At 73.6% G+C, this 17868-nt stretch carries 17 protein-coding genes and 1 tRNA gene; 7 read left to right on the top strand and 11 right to left on the bottom strand.

Annotation, left to right across the window (positions count from 1 at the left end; genetic code table 11):
* The first annotated feature begins 21 nt into the window (after positions 1 to 21).
* Complete coding sequence (locus ACZ7H1_RS00295) at positions 22 to 534, top strand: NUDIX domain-containing protein (protein ID WP_470782390.1); 513 nt, start codon at positions 22 to 24, stop codon at positions 532 to 534.
* Here the strand turns inward: ACZ7H1_RS00295 and ACZ7H1_RS00290 are convergent.
* From ACZ7H1_RS00290 to ACZ7H1_RS00280, 3 genes are all read right to left on the bottom strand, one after another.
* Positions 517 to 2544 (bottom strand): MDR family MFS transporter, encoded by a 2028-nt coding sequence (locus tag ACZ7H1_RS00290; RefSeq protein WP_470782748.1) that lies wholly within the window; start codon positions 2542 to 2544, stop codon positions 517 to 519. The two genes, ACZ7H1_RS00295 and ACZ7H1_RS00290, sit on opposite strands and share 18 nt — an antisense overlap.
* Before the next feature lie 139 nt (positions 2545 to 2683).
* The gene (locus ACZ7H1_RS00285) at positions 2684 to 4024 is read right to left on the bottom strand and encodes a 6-phospho-beta-glucosidase (RefSeq protein ID WP_470782747.1); all 1341 of its coding nucleotides are present in this window, start codon (positions 4022 to 4024) and stop codon (positions 2684 to 2686) included.
* Between the two features lie 99 nt (positions 4025 to 4123).
* The gene (locus ACZ7H1_RS00280; protein ID WP_470782389.1) at positions 4124 to 5116 is read right to left on the bottom strand and encodes a helix-turn-helix domain-containing protein; all 993 of its coding nucleotides are present in this window, start codon (positions 5114 to 5116) and stop codon (positions 4124 to 4126) included.
* 219 nt (positions 5117 to 5335) lie between these two features.
* On the opposite strand from ACZ7H1_RS00280, the gene ACZ7H1_RS00275 reads away from it, so the two are divergent.
* The 4 genes from ACZ7H1_RS00275 to ACZ7H1_RS00260 all read left to right on the top strand — a co-directional run bounded on the left by ACZ7H1_RS00275 (position 5336) and on the right by ACZ7H1_RS00260 (position 9313).
* On the top strand, positions 5336 to 6004 hold the full coding sequence (locus ACZ7H1_RS00275) for a helix-turn-helix domain-containing protein (protein ID WP_470782388.1): 669 nt from the start codon (positions 5336 to 5338) through the stop codon (positions 6002 to 6004).
* A gap of 72 nt (positions 6005 to 6076) precedes the next feature.
* The gene (locus tag ACZ7H1_RS00270) at positions 6077 to 6625 is read left to right on the top strand and encodes a toxin-antitoxin system, toxin component (RefSeq protein WP_328967692.1); all 549 of its coding nucleotides are present in this window, start codon (positions 6077 to 6079) and stop codon (positions 6623 to 6625) included.
* A gap of 8 nt (positions 6626 to 6633) precedes the next feature.
* A complete protein-coding gene (locus tag ACZ7H1_RS00265; protein ID WP_470782386.1) occupies positions 6634 to 7821 on the top strand; it encodes an MAB_1171c family putative transporter in 1188 nt (395 codons plus the stop codon).
* Entirely contained in the window at positions 7814 to 9313 is a 1500-nt protein-coding gene (locus tag ACZ7H1_RS00260; RefSeq protein ID WP_470782384.1) for an FAD-dependent monooxygenase, read from the top strand. The genes ACZ7H1_RS00265 and ACZ7H1_RS00260 overlap by 8 nt, the downstream gene beginning before the upstream one ends.
* Positions 9314 to 9319: 6 nt before the next feature.
* Here ACZ7H1_RS00260 and ACZ7H1_RS00255 read toward each other — a convergent pair whose 3' ends face one another.
* The 6 genes from ACZ7H1_RS00255 to ACZ7H1_RS00230 all read right to left on the bottom strand — a co-directional run bounded on the left by ACZ7H1_RS00255 (position 9320) and on the right by ACZ7H1_RS00230 (position 14061).
* Positions 9320 to 10099 carry a bestrophin-like domain gene (locus ACZ7H1_RS00255; protein ID WP_470782382.1) on the bottom strand — a complete coding sequence of 260 codons (780 nt, stop codon included), beginning with the start codon at positions 10097 to 10099 and terminating at the stop codon, positions 9320 to 9322.
* A 72-nt stretch (positions 10100 to 10171) separates the two neighbouring features.
* Positions 10172 to 11149 (bottom strand): hypothetical protein, encoded by a 978-nt coding sequence (locus tag ACZ7H1_RS00250; protein ID WP_470782381.1) that lies wholly within the window; start codon positions 11147 to 11149, stop codon positions 10172 to 10174.
* A 419-nt stretch (positions 11150 to 11568) separates the two neighbouring features.
* Positions 11569 to 12228 carry an NADPH-dependent FMN reductase gene (locus tag ACZ7H1_RS00245; protein ID WP_470782379.1) on the bottom strand — a complete coding sequence of 220 codons (660 nt, stop codon included), beginning with the start codon at positions 12226 to 12228 and terminating at the stop codon, positions 11569 to 11571.
* A gap of 143 nt (positions 12229 to 12371) precedes the next feature.
* Positions 12372 to 12456, bottom strand: a tRNA-Leu gene (locus ACZ7H1_RS00240).
* 83 nt (positions 12457 to 12539) lie between these two features.
* A complete protein-coding gene (locus tag ACZ7H1_RS00235; RefSeq protein ID WP_470782377.1) occupies positions 12540 to 12998 on the bottom strand; it encodes a hypothetical protein in 459 nt (152 codons plus the stop codon).
* 124 nt (positions 12999 to 13122) lie between these two features.
* Positions 13123 to 14061, bottom strand: coding sequence for a beta-ketoacyl-ACP synthase III (locus ACZ7H1_RS00230; RefSeq protein WP_470782376.1), 939 nt, complete (start codon positions 14059 to 14061; stop codon positions 13123 to 13125).
* A gap of 211 nt (positions 14062 to 14272) precedes the next feature.
* Between ACZ7H1_RS00230 and fdhD the strand changes: the two genes are divergently transcribed.
* On the top strand, positions 14273 to 15127 hold the full coding sequence (gene fdhD / locus ACZ7H1_RS00225) for a formate dehydrogenase accessory sulfurtransferase FdhD (RefSeq protein WP_470782374.1): 855 nt from the start codon (positions 14273 to 14275) through the stop codon (positions 15125 to 15127).
* Between the two features lie 20 nt (positions 15128 to 15147).
* On the opposite strand, the gene ACZ7H1_RS00220 is transcribed toward fdhD, so the two are convergent.
* Together ACZ7H1_RS00220 and ACZ7H1_RS00215 are read right to left on the bottom strand one after the other, a co-directional pair.
* Positions 15148 to 15558 carry a (2Fe-2S) ferredoxin domain-containing protein gene (locus ACZ7H1_RS00220; protein WP_470782373.1) on the bottom strand — a complete coding sequence of 137 codons (411 nt, stop codon included), beginning with the start codon at positions 15556 to 15558 and terminating at the stop codon, positions 15148 to 15150.
* Between the two features lie 25 nt (positions 15559 to 15583).
* Entirely contained in the window at positions 15584 to 16627 is a 1044-nt protein-coding gene (locus tag ACZ7H1_RS00215; RefSeq protein WP_470782372.1) for a bile acid:sodium symporter family protein, read from the bottom strand.
* 171 nt (positions 16628 to 16798) lie between these two features.
* Between ACZ7H1_RS00215 and ACZ7H1_RS00210 the strand changes: the two genes are divergently transcribed.
* Positions 16799 to 17680: a LysR substrate-binding domain-containing protein gene (locus tag ACZ7H1_RS00210; RefSeq protein ID WP_470782370.1), complete on the top strand. Its 882-nt coding sequence runs from the start codon at positions 16799 to 16801 to the stop codon at positions 17678 to 17680.
* The last annotated feature ends 188 nt before the right edge of the window (positions 17681 to 17868 follow it).

Below are 17868 nucleotides of genomic sequence, written 5' to 3'. Positions count from 1 at the left end.
CTGCCCGACGGGAGGAAACCCATGTCCGAACTCTCCGGCCCGTTCGGGGCCGAGCGGCCGGAACGCGCGCGTCCGGCCACCAATGCCGTGGTCGGCGTCGGCGTCGTCGTGGTGGGACCGGACGGCCGGGTGCTGCTCGGCCGGGCGCACGACGGGCGCTGGGAGCTGCCCGGCGGCAAGGTCGACCCGGGCGAGGGCTTCGCCGAGGCCGCCGCGCGGGAGCTGGCGGAGGAGACCTCGCTTCGGGCCGACCCGGCGGGCGTCCGGGTGCTCGCGGTGCTGCTCGGGACCAAGTCGGGGGTGACCCGGCTGACGGCGGCCGCGGTGACGGAGTCGGCGGAGGGCACGCCCCGGGTCACGGAGCCGGACAAGATCGTGTGCTGGGAGTGGTTCGCGCCGGCGGAGGTCCCGGCGGAGCTGTTCGGGCCGTCGGGGACGGTGCTGCGGGCGTGGCGGCCGGAGCTGGAGCTGCCCCAGGTGGCCTCGTACGCGTACCGGCTGGCGGACGGCGGGGCGTCAGCGCCGCAGGCCTGAACCGGCGGGCCGCGGGGCGAAGCCGCCGTTGCCGAGGTCCTCGGCGAGGAGCCGCTTGGCGATGGCGTCGGCCGCGGCCCTCAGCTCGGTGCTGCTCGGGCGGCCGCGGTCCTTTTCCAGCTCGGCGGCGAGCCAGTCGCCCCAGGCCGCCGAGATCACCGCGGCTTCGCGCTCGCCGCCCTTGGAGAGCGAGAAGTAGCCGTTCTGGCGGGTGAGGAAGCCCTCTTCGACCATCCGGTCGAAGACGGGGAGCAGTACCTCGGGGGGCAGCGAGCGCCGGGCGGCGATCAGTCCGAGACCGGCGTGGCCGACGGTGCGGGTCATCAGCTCGACCTGCATCACCGCCCAGGCGCCGGCCATGTCGAGGCGGGTGTCGGAGCGTTCGACGATGGCCCGGGCGGTCTCGGGTCCCATGGTGCGGACGAGTTTGCCGACGGCGAGTTCGAGGAGCTTGGCGGAGTTGCCGGTGCCGGCCGGGGAGGCGAAGCCCTCGCCCATGTCGGCGGAGCCGGCGCGGGCGCTGTCGCGCAGCTTGACCTGCTTGAGGAAGAGGGCGACGACGAAGCCCACGCCTGCCACGGGCACGGTCCACAGGAACACGGTCTGGAGGGTGTCGGCGTACGCCTGGACGATCGGGCCCGCCTCGGCGGCGGAGAGGCCGTGCACGCCCTCGGGGCTGGTGGCAGCCTTGCTGAGGACGGCCGGATCGGTGCCGGTGGCACGGGCCGACTCGGCGACGGCGTCGGCGAGCTTCGGGGTGAGCGTGTTGGTGTAGATGGTGCCGAAGACGGCGGTGCCGAAGGAGCTGCCGAGCGTACGGAAAAATGTCACACCCGACGTTGCAGTGCCGAGGTCGGCGTAGTCGACGGTGTTCTGCACCACGATGGTCAGCACCTGCATGCACAGGCCGATGCCGGTGCCGAGGACGAACATGTACAGCGAGGCCGCCCAGGCGCTCGTACCGGGGCCCATCAGGGAGAGCAGGAACAGCCCGGCTCCCATCACCAGGCAGCCGACGATCGGGAAGATCCGGTAGCGGCCCGTCTTGCTGGTCACGTTGCCGCTGAAGACCGAGGCGATGAGCAGTCCGATCACCAGCGGCAGGGTGCGCACGCCGGAGACGGTGGCCGAATCCCCGTCGACGTACTGGAGGTAGGTGGGCAGGAAGGTCATCGCGCCGAGCATCGCGAAGCCGACCACGAAGCTGAGCACCGAGCAGACGCTGAAGACGGGGTTGCGGAACAGCCGCATCGGCAGCATCGGTTCGGCGGCCCGGGTCTCGGCCAGGCAGAACAGCGCGAGGGCCAGGAATCCGCCCGCGAACAGACCGATGATGACGCCGGAGCCCCAGGCGTATTCGTTGCCGCCCCAGCTGGTGGCCAGGATCAGCGCGCTGGAGCCGACGGCGACCAGGGCGATCCCCAGGTAGTCGATGACCGGCCGGGCGGCGGAGCGCACGGAGGGGATCGTGCGCGTGGCGGCTGCCACGACCAGGATCGCGAGGGGGACGTTGACGTAGAAGGCCCAGCGCCAGGTGAGGTGGTCGGTGAACAGTCCGCCGAGGAGGGGCCCGATGACGGTCGCGACGCCGAAGACGGCTCCGACGGCTCCCTGGTACTTCCCGCGTTCGCGCAGCGGCACCACGTCCGCGATCAGCGCCATGGACGTGACCATGAGGCCGCCGGCGCCGATGCCCTGGAGGCCGCGCCACACGATGAGCAGGGTCATGTTGCTCGCGAGCCCGCACAAGAACGACCCGGTGATGAAGACGACGGCGGAGATCTGGAAGACCACCTTGCGGCCGAACAGGTCGCCGAACTTGCCGACGAGGACCGTGGCGACGGTCTCCGCGAGCAGGTAGGAGGTGACGACCCAGGACATGTGCTCGCCGCCGCCCAGATCTGCCACGATCGTTGGCAGGGCCGTGCCCACGATCGTCTGGTCGAGTGCCGCGAGCAGCACCCCGAGCATGATCGTCCCGAAGACGACGTTGCGCCGCCGCCGGTCCATGACGGGAGGCGGCGCGGGGGACGCTGCGGGGCCGGACTCGCGGGCAGTGGTCACATGTCGCACTCTCACACCGCCATGCGAGTGCCGCATGTGACATTGCGCCGTACGGGCTCCCCTCTCCCGGGCCGCCGCCGCGCAGTCAGCGCAGGTAGGCGAGGCCCGGGTGCTCGGCCGCGTACCGGTCGAGGAGCCGCCGGGCGACGGTCACCGAGTCGACCAGCGGGTGGAGCGCGAAGGCCTTGACGGCGGCGTGCCGCGAGCCGCTCGCGGCGGCGGCCAGGACCTCGCGCTCCACGGCCTTCACCGAGGTCACCAGCCCGGCGGCGTGGTACGGCAGCGGGTCCGTGTGCTGCGGGCGCGGACCCTTGGCGTCGACCTCGCAGGGGACCTCGATCACGGCGTCCGCGTCGAGGACCGCGAGGGTGCCCCGGTTGGGCACGTTCAGGATCAGGGTGGTCCGCTCGTCGCGCGCGATGGCCCGCATCAGCGCGAGGGCGACCTGCTCGTAGCCGCCGGACTCCAGGTCGCTCTCCTCGCGTTCGCCGACGCCCGCGGCCTCGCGGTTCTCCGCCATGTACGTGGCCTCGCGCTCGGCGCGGGTACGGTCCCAGGCGGCCAGCGCGGAACCGTCCTGCCGCGCGGCCTCGGCGTAGAAACGCGCCTGCTGGTCGCGCAGGAACGCTCCGCGGGTCTGCTCCGCCTCCTGGTAGGCGCGGACGGCCTCGCGGTTGAAGTAGTAGTAGTGGAGGTATTCGTTCGGGATCGCGCCCAGGGACTGGAGCCAGTCCGCGCCGAAGAGCCTGCCCTCCTCGAAGGACTCGAGCAGACTGCGGTCGGCGAGCAGCCGCGGCAGCTCGTCCCGGCCGTCCACGTGCAGCCCGCGCACCCAGCCGAGGTGGTTGAGGCCGACGTAGTCGATGCGCGCCCGGGCCGGGTCCGCGCCGAGGAGGCGGGCGATCCGGCGGCCCAGTCCGACCGGCGAGTCGCAGATGCCGATGACCCGTTCGCCCAGGTGGACGGCCATGGCCTCGGTGACCAGGCCGGCCGGGTTGGTGAAGTTGATGACCCAGGCGTCCGGGGCGAGGAGGGCGATGCGGCGGGCCAGTTCCCGGGCGACGGGCACCGTGCGGAGGCCGTACGCGATCCCGCCCGCGCCGGTCGTCTCCTGGCCCAGCACGCCCTCGGCCAGGGCGATCCGCTCGTCGGCGGCACGTCCTTCGAGGCCGCCTACGCGGATGGCGGAGAAGACGAAGTCGGCTCCCCGCAGGGCCTCGTCGAGGTCGTCGGTGGCGCTCACCGCGGGGGCGTCGGGGACGCCCTCCGCCTGCTCCGCGAGCACCCGCGCGATGGCGGTGAGCCGGCCGGGGTCCTCGTCGTACAGGGTCACGTGGTCGATGCGGCCCTCGGCATGGTCGCCGAGCAGCGCGCCGTAGACCAGCGGGACCCGGAATCCGCCGCCGCCGAGGATCGTGAGCTTCACGTACCGCCCGCCCTTCTGCCGTACACGGTGCAGTGTCACCGTGTACGGAACAGTGTCACCCGGCGGCCCGCACCGGCACCAACACCCGGCGCCCCGGCGCTACTCGCCCAGCGGGGGCACCGCCCGCAGCCGCGGTCCGGCCGGCTGGAGTGCGGTTCCCGGGCCGCTCACGGGCACGCCCGCCGGGCCGCCCTGCGGCGCGGAGAGCACGAACGTGAGCCGCGTGAAGCCCATGACGTCGAGCATCGGCCCCGACTCCGCGACGATCCGGCAACGGGTGCGGCCCCATCGCGGGTCCGGGTGCCGGACGGCCAGCACCGAGCCGTCGCTGCGCGCGGCGTCGGCGCCGTACGTGGCGAGCCAGTGCGGCACGCCGTAGCGGTAGGCCGCCTCCATGAACGGATCGTGCGCGATGTCCTGCCGGATGCTCTTGAGGCCGGCGTCCTCCGGCTGCTCCGCCAGGGCGGTGGCGAACTGCGCCAGCAGCGGCACGCACCAGCCCGGCTCGTGGTCCTCCAGCACGGCCGCGGCGTCCGGGTGGAACAGCACGAAGCGCAGGAAGTTGTCGTCGGGCAGTGCGGTCGGATGCGGCCGCACGGTCTGGAACAGCTGGTCGAAGGCGGAGTTCGTGAGCGCCACGTCCCAACGCCGGTCCACCAGGAACGACGGGTACGGCACCGACTCCATGAACGCGGCGTAGTCGCGCAGGTAGTCGCGCTGCGCCGGGTCTTCGGGCAGCCGGCTGTCCTCGGCCGGGCGCCACGACTGCGGCGGGTCCCGGTCGACGAGCACCCGGAAGAGCCAGAAGAGCTGCCGGTCGTCCATCTCCAGTGCCTGGGCGAGCGCGAGCAGCTTGCGGTCGTTCCACTCCTTGACGAGGCCGCGCTCCCAGTTGCCGTAGGCACGCACGCTGATGCCGAGGCGGGCGGCGACGTCCTCCTGACTGAGGCCCAGTTCCTCGCGGCGCTGCCGCAGGAGTGCCTTGCGGCGCTCCGACCGGACGGCGCCGCGTACGGGCTCTTCGCCCGCCAGGGACTCCTGGCCGGACCGCGCGAGGATGCCGGATTGGCCCACGGCTGCGAGATGTGACACCGGGAGCTCCCCCTTCTCACGGTCTGCGATCTTCATTTCCGTGTGGCGATCCTGCTACCCGCGACAAGACAGTGTCAACTATTGTGGCAATTCCAGCCTCATGGCACCTCATTCACGCCACAGCTGTGGCAAGTTCTAGCCGTATGACGGGGAAGCCGTTAGCCTCCAGGGGCCAACCGCGTGCCCGTACCGACCTCGCGTGATCTAGGAGAACCACTGGTGACAGACGGCTTCCCGGCAACCGTCCCAGTGGCCACCGGACCTCTGGCGGCCACTGCCGCACGCGTCGCCGAACTCGCGGGCAAGCTCGGACGGGCCCAGAGCGAGGTCTTCGACCTACGGCGACTTTCGGACGCCTCGGGCGTCCCCGCCGACGTGGTCCGCGCCCTCCTCGACGGCCGGCCCGCCGGCGAACCCGACCTCCAGACCCGCTTCCTCCAGCGCCTCGACCTGTTGCGGCGCACCCGCGTCAAACCCAACGGCCGCCGCTACACCCAGCAGGAGATCGCCGACGGCGCGGGCATGTCCCGCCAGCAGGCGGGCGCCCTCATCAACGGCGACCGCAGGCCCACCATGGAGCACTGCGACGCGATCCAGCGCTTCTTCGGCGTGCACGCAGGCTTCCTGACGGCCCATGACGCGGACGCGCTCACCGATGCGCTCCAGCGCACCGAGCAGCAGCTGCTCCAGGACTTCGCCGGCCGCGAGCGGGAGAACGCCCCGGCCGAGAACCCGGCCGGAAACGACCCACTGGCCCGGCTGCTGGAAGACCACGGGGTACGCGGCATCGCCTGGCGGGCAGCACAACTACCCACGGACAAACACCGGGACAAGGTGACGGAGTGGCTGGACATGCTTCTCGAGAGCGTCAAACCCACTGAATCCTGACCCGGTCACCATGCCGGGTCCGAGAGAGTGTTGCAGAGTTCCACATCCGGATCCGCGCCGACGGGGAGAACGGTGAGCATAGGCAAAGAGCAGCGGCGGCTGTGCGGAGAGCTGGTGGCGGGCATCCGCCTGCCCGCACCCGCAGAACCCGCAGACCTCTACGCCGCCCTGTGCGAGGGCATGAGCCGCCACCGCGGGCGGCCGGTGCAGTTCCGCATGGCCTCGTTCCCCCCGGGGACGGCCAGTGGTCTGTGGCTCGACATGGCGGACCGCGATCTCGTGGTGATCGAGGAGCGCACCGCTCCGGACCACCAGCTGGTCATCCTGGGCCACGAGCTGTGGCACATGAAGGCCGGCCACTGCAGCCATCACGTCGACGGTGCCGCCGTCGCCGCCCGGCTGCTCTCCGACGAGGCCGACCTCAGCGAGACGGTCCGCAGCGTCGCCGCGCGCACCCGTGCGGACGTCTCGGAGGAGACCGAGGCCGAAACGTTCGGCCTGCTGCTGGGCAGCAAGTGCCGATCGTGGCTGGCCGGTTCGGCCGGCCCCGCACCCACCGAGCGCAATAAGCTCGCCGGGCGCATCGAGGCCTCGCTCGGCTACCGAGGGCCACGAGGCTGAGTGCTCCTTTGAAAGGTCTGGATTTCTACATTCCGGCCGGCGTGCTCGTCGTCGCCTTCGCCTGCAAGCTGCCCGGTCTCGCGCGGGACTGGCGCGATCCGCTCGTGCGCGCCGTCAGCGTCCTCCTGCTGGTGGCCAGCTCGGTCTTCTTCTTCGCCGCACCGCCGACCATCTCGGAGGTCAACCGCATCACCGGCGTGCCGAACTTCTCGGCCCCGCTGGTGTACTGCATCCTGACCGCGTTCAGCGCCTCCTGCCTGCTCCTGCTGATCAACTGGCGCGGCGGCCCCGAGGACCGCACCCGGCGGGCCTCCCGCTGGTGCTTCGGCGCCTACGCCTCGGTGATCCTGGCGCTGATCGTGCTGTTCGCGCTGGGCGAGGCCCCGGTGGAACGGCTCGTCGACCTCGACACGTACTACGCGAACACCCCGTTCATCCGGGAAATGATCATGGTCTACCTGGTCGCGCACACCGTCGCGGCCGTGGTGATGACCGTCCTGTGCCGCCGGTGGTCCCTGCACGTCGAGGGCTCGCTGCGGCACGGACTGATGCTGATGGTGTGCGGGTTCGTCCTGAACCTCATCTTCGACGCCGCCAAGGTCACCGCCGTCGTCGCCCGCTGGCTGGGCCACGACCTCGACTTCCTCAGCACCCGCGTGGCGCCGCCCGTCGCCTCGCTGTCCGCCCTCCTGATCGGCACCGGCTTCGTCCTGCCGCTGCTGGTCCAGCGCGTCTCGGCGAGCTGGCGCACCTGGGCCACGTACCGCCGCCTCGGTCCGCTCTGGCGCGAGCTGCGGCCCGTCGTCCCGCACGGTTCACGACTCGTACGGATCTCCTGGTGGTCCTCCCTCGACCTGCGGGTCATCCAGCGGGTGGCCGACATCCACGACGGCATCCTCCACCTCGACCCGTACTTCGACCGCGACCTGCGGGACCGGATCCGGGAGTCGGCGCTCGCCTCGGGCGCCGACGGGGCGGAGGCCGCCGCCACCGCCGAGGCCGCCATGGTCGCCGCCGCGGTCGTGGCGCGAACCGCCGACCCGGAGGAGCAGGTCATCGGCTCGGCGGACGTCTACACGTCGGCGCACACCGAGGGACAGCGCGACCTCGAGGCGATCTCCCTCGCCCTGCGGTCCCCCGTCGTCGAAGAGACCCGCCGCAGGGCGGTCAGTACGAAAGCAGCCACCCATGAGTGAACCGCCCAGCCCGGACAGCCCGCCCCTGCCGGAACCCGGCACACCGCAGCAGCCGGTGGCGTCCGCCGCGGCCGATCACGACGGCCCGGCCGCGGCAGGCCGGGCCGTCGTGATCGGCGGCGGGCTGGCCGGCATGCTCTCGGCGGCGGCCCTGGCCCCGTACGCCGGGCAGGTCACCGTCGTCGAGCGGGACACGCTGCCCACCGGGCCCGATCCGCGCGCGTTCCTCCCGCAGGGCCCGCACGCGCACGTGCTGTGGTGCGGCGGCGCCGACGCCATGGAGGACCTGCTGCCCGGGGTCACCGGCCGGCTGCTCGCGGCGGGCGCCCGGCGCGTCCCGCTGACGGCCGGCATGGTGGCCTTCTCCCCCGGCGGCTGGTACCGCCGCTGGCGGCCCACCCACTCCCTCATCGCGTGCACGCGCCAGCTCCTCGACTGGGTGGTGCGCGACATGGTGACCGCGCTGCCGAACGTCACCGTGCTCGAACGCACCCGGGTCCGCGGCCTCCTCGGCGACGCCAAGCGCGTCACGGGCGTGCGGATCCACCCCCACGAGGGCCCCGGCCAGGACCTTCCGGCGGACTTCGTGGTGGAGGCGGGCGGCCGCTCCACACGCGCGCCCGAGTGGCTCGGGGAGCTCGGCGTGCCGGCCGTGCGCGAAGAGCTGGTGGACTCCGGCCTCGTTTATGCCAGCCGCATGTACCAGGCCCCGGCCGGGACCGAGGAGTTCCCCGTCGTCAACGTGCAGTCGGTGGCCACCGCCCAGGTGCCCGGCAAGGCCGCGACCCTGCTGCCGGTCGAGGGCGGCCGCTGGCTGGTGACCCTGATCGGCACCCGGGGCGCGCAGCCGACCGGCGACGACGAGGCCTTCGAGGAGTACGCGCGGTCGGTGCGCCACCCGGTGGTGGCCGAGCTGCTGGCGTACGCGGAGCCGCTGACCGGCGTGACCACGTTCGCGAACACCGCCAACCGCCGGCGCTACTACGAAAAGTCCCGCGTGTGGCCCGAGGGCTTCCTCGTGGCCGGTGACGCCGTCGCCTCCTTCAACCCCGTGTACGGCCACGGGATGTCGGTGGCCGCCCAGGCCGCCCGGGCGCTGCGCGACGGCCTCGCCGCCCTGGACGGCCAGGGCCTGCGGACTCCCGGGCTGGCCCGGCGCATCCAGCGCGCCGTGGCCGGCCCGGTGTCGGTGGCCTGGGGCCTCGCCACCGGGCAGGACATCTTCTACCCGGGGGTGATCGGCAAGAGCCCGACCCTCGCCGACCGGCTGCTCGCCCGCTACGTCGACCGGCTGGTGCTGACGGCGACCGGAGACTTCCTGGTGGCGACTGCCCTGACCGAGGTCATGACCCTGTCGGCGCCGCTGGCCACCCTGGTGCGGCCACGCGTGCTGTGGCACGCCCTGCGCGGTCCGCGCCTGCCCCAGCTCGCGGGGCCGCCGCTGACCGAGGCCGAACTCCGCTTCACGGAGCGTACGGACGCCGAGGCGTAGGCGGGCTCAGGGCGCCGCGGCGGCCTGGGCCACGGCCGGGAAGAGGTCCGCGAACGGCGCTGCCGAATCGATTCCGTCCCGGCCGAACGGCGCGTCGAAGCTCCACACCAGGAACAGCAGGAACGCGATCAGCGCACTGAACAGGCCCGCGAGCAGCAGTTCGCGGGACGAGCGGCGGATCTGCAGGGTGAAGATCAGCCCGACGGTGACGAGCGCACCGGTCAGCAGACCGAACCACACCACCCCGGGCAGGGTGGTCGACGAGCTCTGGGTCCGGGCGTGCCGGGCGTCGTCGGCGGTCGCGACGTGGTCCAGCAACGGCTGGTAGGCCTGCGCCTGGAGTTCCGTCGTGGGCGCCCGGTGGGTGAGGTCGCTGCGTACGGTGCCGAGGAGTTCGGCGCCCTTCGCGGACAGCGGCTCGTCCTGCACCATGCGGGGCCAGTCGACGGTGACCGTGTGCGCCACGTACGCGTCGACCTCGTCGCGGATCCGGTCGCGGACCTCGGCGGGGTAGACGTCGGCGCGCTGGGTGATCTCGTACAGGGCCTGGGCCTCGCGGCGCACGTTGTCCTCGGCCGCGCCGCGCGCCTCCCAGACGCCCGCGATGGCGAGGCCGAGCACGATCGCGTACACCACGCCGACCATCATCGTCATGTACTCGATGACGTCGGGGGTTTCGCTGGTGTCCTCGTCGTCGGAGGCTCTGCGGTGCCGCAGGGCGGTGATGGCGAGGACGAGGGCGCAGGCGAGCGCCATGGCGATGGCCAGGACCAGCCATTCGGACACGAGGGGACTCCCGGTGGGGTGTGGTGGTGAAGCGCGGCCGGCGGACGGGCCGGCGCGCGGGGTGCGGCGGTGTCAGGAGGAGGTGCGTCCCCTGGCGCGGGGCCGCAGCGTGGCGGCGGCGAGCACGGCGGGGGTCGTGACCACGAGCATCAGCGTCATCGTGGAGAGCCCGCCCGCCGAGCGGCGCTGGAGCGCCGCGGACCGGTAGGGGCGCACCCGGAACTCCGCGGGCTCGGCGGGCAGCCGCGCCGGGGCCGCCGCCCGTACGGGCACGGCGGCCGGGAGCGCCCCGGGTACGGCGGGCGCGGGAGCCGGACGCGGCGCGGGCGCGGCGGGCGCCGCTCCCGGCGGTGCGGGCGGCGGGAGTACGGCCGGCGGCTCACCCGTCGGCGCCGGTTCCGGTACGGGCGCCGGCGCCGGAGGTCGTACGGGCTGCGCCACGGGCGGGCGTACGGGCGGGCGTACGGGCTGCGGCGGCGCGGCTCGCGGTACCGGCGGCGCGGCCGGCACCCGGGGCGGCGCGCACGGCGCCACGCCCCCGGCCGCGTCACCCGGCGCAGCACCCGCAGGCCGGCTGCCCGAAGGACCGCCCCCCGCGTGGCCGGGACCCGCAGGACCTGCCGGATCCGCCGAACCCGGCGGTACGACGCCTGGTGGAACGACACCCGGCGGAACGGGACCCGTCACCCCCGCATCCCCGGCGGGCCCCGTCCAGGCGGTCAGGCGTCGCGCTCCCCCGCCCTCGCCGGACACCAGGTCGGCGCCCATGCGCGCCGGAGCGCCGGGACCCCCCGGCACCAGCCAGGCCCTCAGCCGCGGCCGCCCGGGCAGCGCGCCCGATCCGGGCTGCGATCCGGGCGCTGCGGCCGTGCCCAGGCACGCACCGAGCGCACCGCGCTCCCCGAACTCTCCGGCCACGACGTCGTCCACGGCCACGGACCGCCCGGGGGCGGGGGGCGGAAGCGCCGCCGCCGCGGCCGCCGCGGCGGGCAGCGGGCAGAGCGCGGCCGCCAGGCCCGCTCCGGCCAGGTAGTAGGGCCAAGCCGTCACCGCATGTCCTCCCGTCGCAGCACCGCACCACGGCGTGGTGCGCCCGCGAGGAGAAACGATCAACGACCCGGTTCGATACGCCTGCGCGCCCCGGAAGTGGATCAGGCACGGCGCACGGCCCCCACCCGGTCGGCCTCCCCGGCACCGCACGGTCGTGCGCCCCGCCGAATACGTGACCCCGGGCAGCGGCCAGGACGGCAGGAGCCCGCGTGGTCCGATGTGTGGCTCCGTGCGCGGGTATGCTCCGGCCTTCCGCGGCGGCGGCGCCGCATGAGCGGCACGGTCACGGAGCCGGAGGCCGCCCCGGGCGAACCGGAGGGCGGCGGAGGCAGGTTCGGCGGCGCTCCGAGCCCCGCCCGCTCCGAGCCCCGCCCGCTCCGAGCCGGGCCCGCTCCGGTCCCGGCCGGGGACGGCGGCGGTCAGTCCTCGGCGCGCTGGGTCACGGGGGCGCTGCTCTCGTCGCCGAGGAACTCGTACCAGCGCCGCTGGAGGCACAGGTAGCGGGTGTCCGCCTCGGCGAGGGCGAGGAAGGAGTCCACGGTCGCCGCGAGCCGCTCCCGCAGGCCCGCGTCGGTCAGCTCGCCGTCGTCGCCGAAGGCGGAGTGCGCCATGGCCAGGCTGAACATGTCGGGGTAGACGCGTGCCCCGAGGTGTTCGAGCGGGACGCGCAGCGCCCACAGGCCCCGGTTGCCGCCGACCATCGACGGCGACGCGGAGACCAGCAGCGTCTGCTTGTCCTTGAAGGGCTGAGGGCGGAACCGCGAGACCCAGTCCACGGCGTTCTTGAGCACGCCGGGCACCGAGGCGTTGTACTCGGGAGAGGCGATGACCAGCGCCTGGGCGCCGAGGAGCCGTTCGCGCAGGGCGACCGCTCCGGGCGGCGGCCCCTCTGCCGCCTCGGCGTCACCGTCGTAGGTGCGCATCTCGAACTCGCTCAGCTGTGCCAGGTCGGGCGTGGCGCCGGAGCGTTCGACCTGGCCGGCGACGAGTGCGGCGAGCCGCGCGTTCACGGAGCCGGCGCGGGAGGATCCGGCCAGGACGAGCACGCGCAGGGCGCCGGGCCCGGTGGTTTCGGTCACGCACCGGACGCTATGCCACCCGCGGCACGGGACGGCCGAGGCGGCGGGGCGTCCCGCCGGCAGTCACCCGGGCGGCGGGCGCGTACCGGGAGGCGAACAGCAGCAAGGGCCGCGACTCTGTGAGTCACGGCCCCTGCTTCATGTGTCCGAGGGGGGACTTGAACCCCCACGCCCGATAAAGGGCACTAGCACCTCAAGCTAGCGCGTCTGCCATTCCGCCACCCGGACTAGGTGGTCGGCCCCGGTCTCCCGCGGCGACATGGACAACAATACCAGGCGTTCGAGGTGGGTCAGAACCACATTTCCCGTGGTCAGCTGCCTGCGCCGGACTTGTTCTGGTTGACCCAGTCGGTGTGGTCCTGCCAGCCGTACAAGGTGTTGCCGTCCAGGTACGCGTAGTAGATCCCGCAGCGGGCGGTGGCGCGGTTGCGGGCGTCGGAGGGGAACCAGTCCGCCTTGATGCGGGGGTCCTTCGCCCCCTCGGCCGACGGGGTGCAGCCGGCCGGGAGGCGGCCGTCCGCGAGGGTGGCCTTCAGGAGGCGGTCGCCGCCGGTCGTCTTCATCGCGTACTCGACCGACTTCGCGTCGTCGGGGAGCCAGTGCGGGACGGACGCGCGGTCGCGCTTCGCCTCCGCGCCGTCGGCGTAGGAGGAGGACTGGTCGTGCCGCCCGTCGAACCACTCCTTCGCGGCGGGGACGGCGACGGCGGCGGCGAGGCCCGCGGCGACGACGACCCCCGCGGTGGTCGTGGCGATCTTCCTGGCGTTCATGCGGTGGTGCTCCCCGGGGCGTACTCGTTCAGGTCCCTTCCATGCTCGGCGGCACGGAGCGGACATTCGTCCGTCCGCGGGACCAATCCGGGTACGACCCAGGGGGCATCGGGCCGGGCGCGGCCTACGGGCAGCGGATGACCTGCCCGGCGTACGAGAGGTTGCCGCCGAAGCCGAAGAGGAGGACCGGGGCGCCCGTGGGGATCTCGCCGCGCTCGACCAGCTTGGACAGGGCCATCGGGATGGACCCGGCGGAGGTGTTGCCGGAGTCGACGACGTCGCGGGCGACGACGGCGTTGACCGCGCCGATCCGCTGGGCGAGCGGCTCGATGATGCGCAGGTTGGCCTGGTGGAGGACGACGGCGGCGAGGTCCTCGGGCGCGATGCCGGCGCGCTCGCAGACCTTGCGGGCCAGCGGCGGGAGCTGGCTGGTGGTCCAGCGGTAGACGGACTGGCCCTCCTGCGCGAAGCGCGGCGGGGTGCCCTCGATGCGGACCGCGTGGCCCATCTCCGGGACGGAGCCCCACAGGACGGGGCCGATGCCGGGCTCCTCGCAGGCCTCGACGACCGCGGCGCCCGCGCCGTCACCCGTGAGCACACAGGTCGTACGGTCGGTCCAGTCGGTGATCTCGGTCATCTTGTCGGCGCCGATGACGAGCGCGCGGCGGGCCGAGCCTGCCCGGATGGCGTGGTCCGCGGTCGCGAGGGCGTGCGTGAAGCCCGAGCAGACGACGTTGATGTCCATCACCGCGGGCGAGCCCATGCCGAGCTTGGCCGCGACGCGCGCGGCCATGTTCGGGGAGCGGTCGATGGCCGTGGAGGTGGCGACCAGGACCAGGTCGATGTCCATGGGGTCGAGCCCGGCACCGGCGAGGGCCTTGCCCGCGGCCTGCGCGGCCAGTTCGTCGACCGGTTCGTCGGGGCCGGCCATCCGGCGGGTCTTGATGCCCACCCGGGACCTGATCCACTCGTCGCTGGTGTCGACAAGCACCGCGAGGTCCTCGTTGGTGAGGACCTTGGCGGGCTGATAGTGACCCAGTGCGACCACGCGTGAACCCGTCATGGGCGGTTTACCCTCTCGTGCGGCAGTCAGGACCCCTCAGCTTCGCCTGCTACCCGCTGGTACAAGGGCGCGTGACCCGACAGGTTAAACCGGTCTTCTTTGGAGCTTCCCGAGGATCTCCCCTGTCCGCCGGGCGCGGGAGGTGCAGGACAATGGGTGCGTCAGGGGCCAGGGGAGCCACGGTGCCGAGGGAACGGGTGGGCTGATCAGCATGGGACGGGTCACCGAGCGCCGCCGTGTCGTCCGGATCCGCGACGGGCAGGTCAGCCGCCGGCCGGACACGCTGGTCGCCGAGGAGCCGCTGGAGATCCGGCTGAACGGCAAGCCGCTCGCCATCACCATGCGCACGCCCGGCGACGACTTCGCGCTCGCGGCCGGGTTCCTGGTGAGCGAAGGGGTCCTGGCGCGGGCCGACGAGGTCCAGTCGATCGTCTACTGCGCGGGCGCCACAGAGGACGGCTCGAACACCTACAACGTCGTCGACGTCCGGCTGGCCCCGGGCGTCCCGGTGCCGGACATCACCCTCGAGCGCAACGTGTACACGACGTCCTCCTGCGGGCTGTGCGGGAAGGCGAGCCTGGACGCGGTGCGGACGGCGGCCCGCTTCCCGGGGGCGGCCGGCGACCCGGTGCGGATCGGCCCGGAGCTGCTCGCCGCGCTGCCGGACCGGCTGCGCGAGCGCCAGCAGGTGTTCGACCGTACGGGAGGCCTGCACGCGGCGGCGCTGTTCGACGGCACGGGCGAGCTGATCGACGTACGCGAGGACGTGGGCCGGCACAACGCCGTCGACAAGATCGTGGGGCGGGCCCTGCGGGAGGACCGGCTGCCGCTGCGCGGCTCGGTGCTCATGGTCTCGGGGCGCGCGTCCTTCGAGCTGGTGCAGAAGGCCGTGATGGCGGGCATCCCGGTGCTCGCGGCGGTCTCCGCACCGTCGTCGCTGGCGGTGGACCTGGCCGTGGAGTCCGGGATGACGCTGGTCGGCTTCCTGCGCGGCTCCTCGATGAACGTGTACGCGGGCGAGCACCGCGTACTGGACACCGCCGGGGCGCTGCCGCAGCAGGCCTGAGCCCGATGCGCGAGCCCGGTTCAGCGGCGCCGGCGCCGCGGGGTGCGGGTCTCGACGGGCGGCTCGATGCGCTGGAGTTCGAGGGCGGGCGGGGGCGGGACGATCCCGGGGCCGCCGGCCTCGGCCCACGCCACGATCTCGTCGGTGCTCGCGTCGTCGAGAGCCCAGCCGATCCACATTGCGCGGCCGCCGCGGCGGCGGCCCTCGGAAGACGGCTGAACCACGATCACATTGGCCTGGGCGCACGGCCCGAGGCAGTCGCTGGTACGGACGGCCAGCCGCCCGCCGGACTCCTGCGCGGCCACCCGGAGCCGGTCCAGCTGCCAGGCGTGGTCGGTACCGGGGTTCTTGCGGGCGCTGCCGCAGCAGCAGCCCCGGCACACGACGAGGGTGCAGGGGCGGGTTGCCGTGGTGGGTCGTATCCAGGTCACCACGGAACGCTATCGGCCCAGGCGGTCAGCCCTGCCGGGCGGGGACCGAGAGCTGCGCCACACCGTTTTCGCAGGCGGCCGCACCGGCCCCGGTGTCCCGGGCCCGGCGGCGGGCGATCACCGTGCACACCATCAGCTGCATCTGGTGGAAGAGCATCAGCGGCAGCACGGCCAGACCGGCCTGCGCCCCGAACAGCACGCTGGCCATCGGCAGTCCGGCGGCCAGGCTCTTCTTCGACCCCGCGAACTGGATCGCGATCCGCTCGGCCCGGCCGAAGCCGAGCCGCTTGGCTCCGTACCAGGTCAGGAAGAGCATCACGGCGAGGATCGCGGCCTCGACGAGGAACAGGGCGCCCAGCCGGGGCAGGCTGACCCGGTGCCAGATCCCGGCGGCCACGCCCGCGCTGAAGGCGCTGTAGACGACGAGGAGGATCGAGCCGCGGTCGACGCGGCCGAGCGTCTTCTTGTGGCGGGCGATGAAGCCGCCCACCCAGCGCCGCAGCAGCTGACCGGCGAGGAAGGGCAGCAAGAGCTGTACGACGATCTTCAGCACGGAGTCGAGGGAGAAGCCGCCGGTGCCGGAACCGAGCAGCAGCGCGGCGAGCAGCGGGGTCAGCACGATCCCGGCCAGGCTGGAGAAGGAGCCCGCGCAGATCGCCGCGGGGACGTTGCCGCGGGCGATGGAGGTGAAGGCGATCGAGGACTGCACGGTGGAGGGGACCAGGCAGAGGAAGAGGAGTCCCTGGTGGAGCGGGTCCGTGAGCACGGCGGGCACCAGGCCGCGGGCGGCCAGTCCGAGGACCGGGAAGGCGACGAAGGTGCAGGCCAGGACGGTGAGGTGGAGCCGCCAGTGGCGCAGCCCGTCGAGGGCCTCCCGGGTGGACAGGCGGGCTCCGTAGAGGAAGAAGAGGAGGGCGACCGCTCCGGTGGCGGCGCCGTCCGCGACGGCGGCGGCCGGGCCCCGGGCGGGCAGGAGGGCGGCGATGCCGACGGTGGCGAGCAGCGCCAGGACGAACGCGTCCACCGGCAGCCGGGCGGGTATGCGGAGACGGGGGCGGGGGCGGGACATCTGCTCACTTGCTCTCGACGGCGGGCGTGCGGCGGGCGTGCCGGGGACGGCGGGCGGACGGCGGGCGGGAGCGCCGCTCGTCCATACTCCTCCCGATCACCGTGATCGGGAATCCCGTACACCGCACTCACTGCCATCACGGACGGCGATGACCGGCGTATTCTCCGGTGTGTGTACGAGCCCGCGCAGCTGCGCACCTTCCTCGCCGTGGCCCAGACGCTGAGCTTCACGCAGGCGGCGAACAGGCTGGGGCTGCGGCAGTCGACCGTCAGCCAGCACGTGCGGCGACTGGAGGAGGCCGCGGGATGCCGGCTGTTCACCCGGGACACGCACAGCGTGGAGCTGACCGAGGACGGCGAGGCGATGCTCGGCTTCGCGGGGACGATCCTGGCGGCGCACGAGCGGGCCGCCGCCTTCTTCTCGGGGACCCGGCTGCGGGGGCGGCTGCGCTTCGGGGCGTCGGAGGACTTCGTGCTGACCCGGCTGCCGGAGATCCTGGAGGCCTTCCGGCACGACCATCCCGAGGTGGACCTGGAGCTGTCCGTCGAGCTGTCCGGCACCCTGCACGAGCGGCTGGCGGAGGGGCGGCTCGATCTCGTGCTGGCGAAGCGGCGCAGTGCGCAGGACCGGCGGGGGCGGCTGGTCTGGCGGGACCGGATGGTGTGGATCGGCGCCGAGGGGCTGCGGGTGGATCCGGACCGGCCGGTCCCGCTGATCGTCTTCCCGCCGCCGGGGATCACCCGGGCGCGCGCCCTGGAGGTGCTGGAGCGGGACGGCAGGCCCTGGCGGATCGCATGTACGAGCGGCAGCCTGAGCGGTCTGATCGCGGCGGCGCGCGCCGGGCTGGGCGTGATGGCGCACACCCGCGGCCTGATCCCGCCGGGCCTGGTCCGGGTGCCGGAGCGGGCGGGGCTGCCGGATCTGGGCGAAGTGGAGTTCGTCCTGCTGGAGGGCCCGCGGCCGACCGCTGCGGCGGACGCGGCGCAGGCCCTGGCGGCGGCCATCCTCTCGGGCGGCGACCGGCTCGGCCGGCCCGGCCCTCCGCTGCGCTAGCGCGCGGCGGGCGGCCTCGTGCGGGACCCGGCACGGCGCGCGGCGGGGCCCGGAAGGCGGTCCGAGGGCGGCCCCGGAGGCGGTCCGGGGGCGGTGTGCGGGCCGGGAAGAAGCCGTGGAGATTCGCAGCGGGCCGTCATCTCCGGTCTGACCAGTGGTGATGGCTTCGCAACGGATCTTCCTACTGC

The organism is Streptomyces sp. NPDC037401 (genome assembly GCF_055602345.1).
The sequence above is the reverse complement of the archived record's forward strand: the minus strand, read 5'-3'. Positions and strand labels throughout refer to the sequence as shown.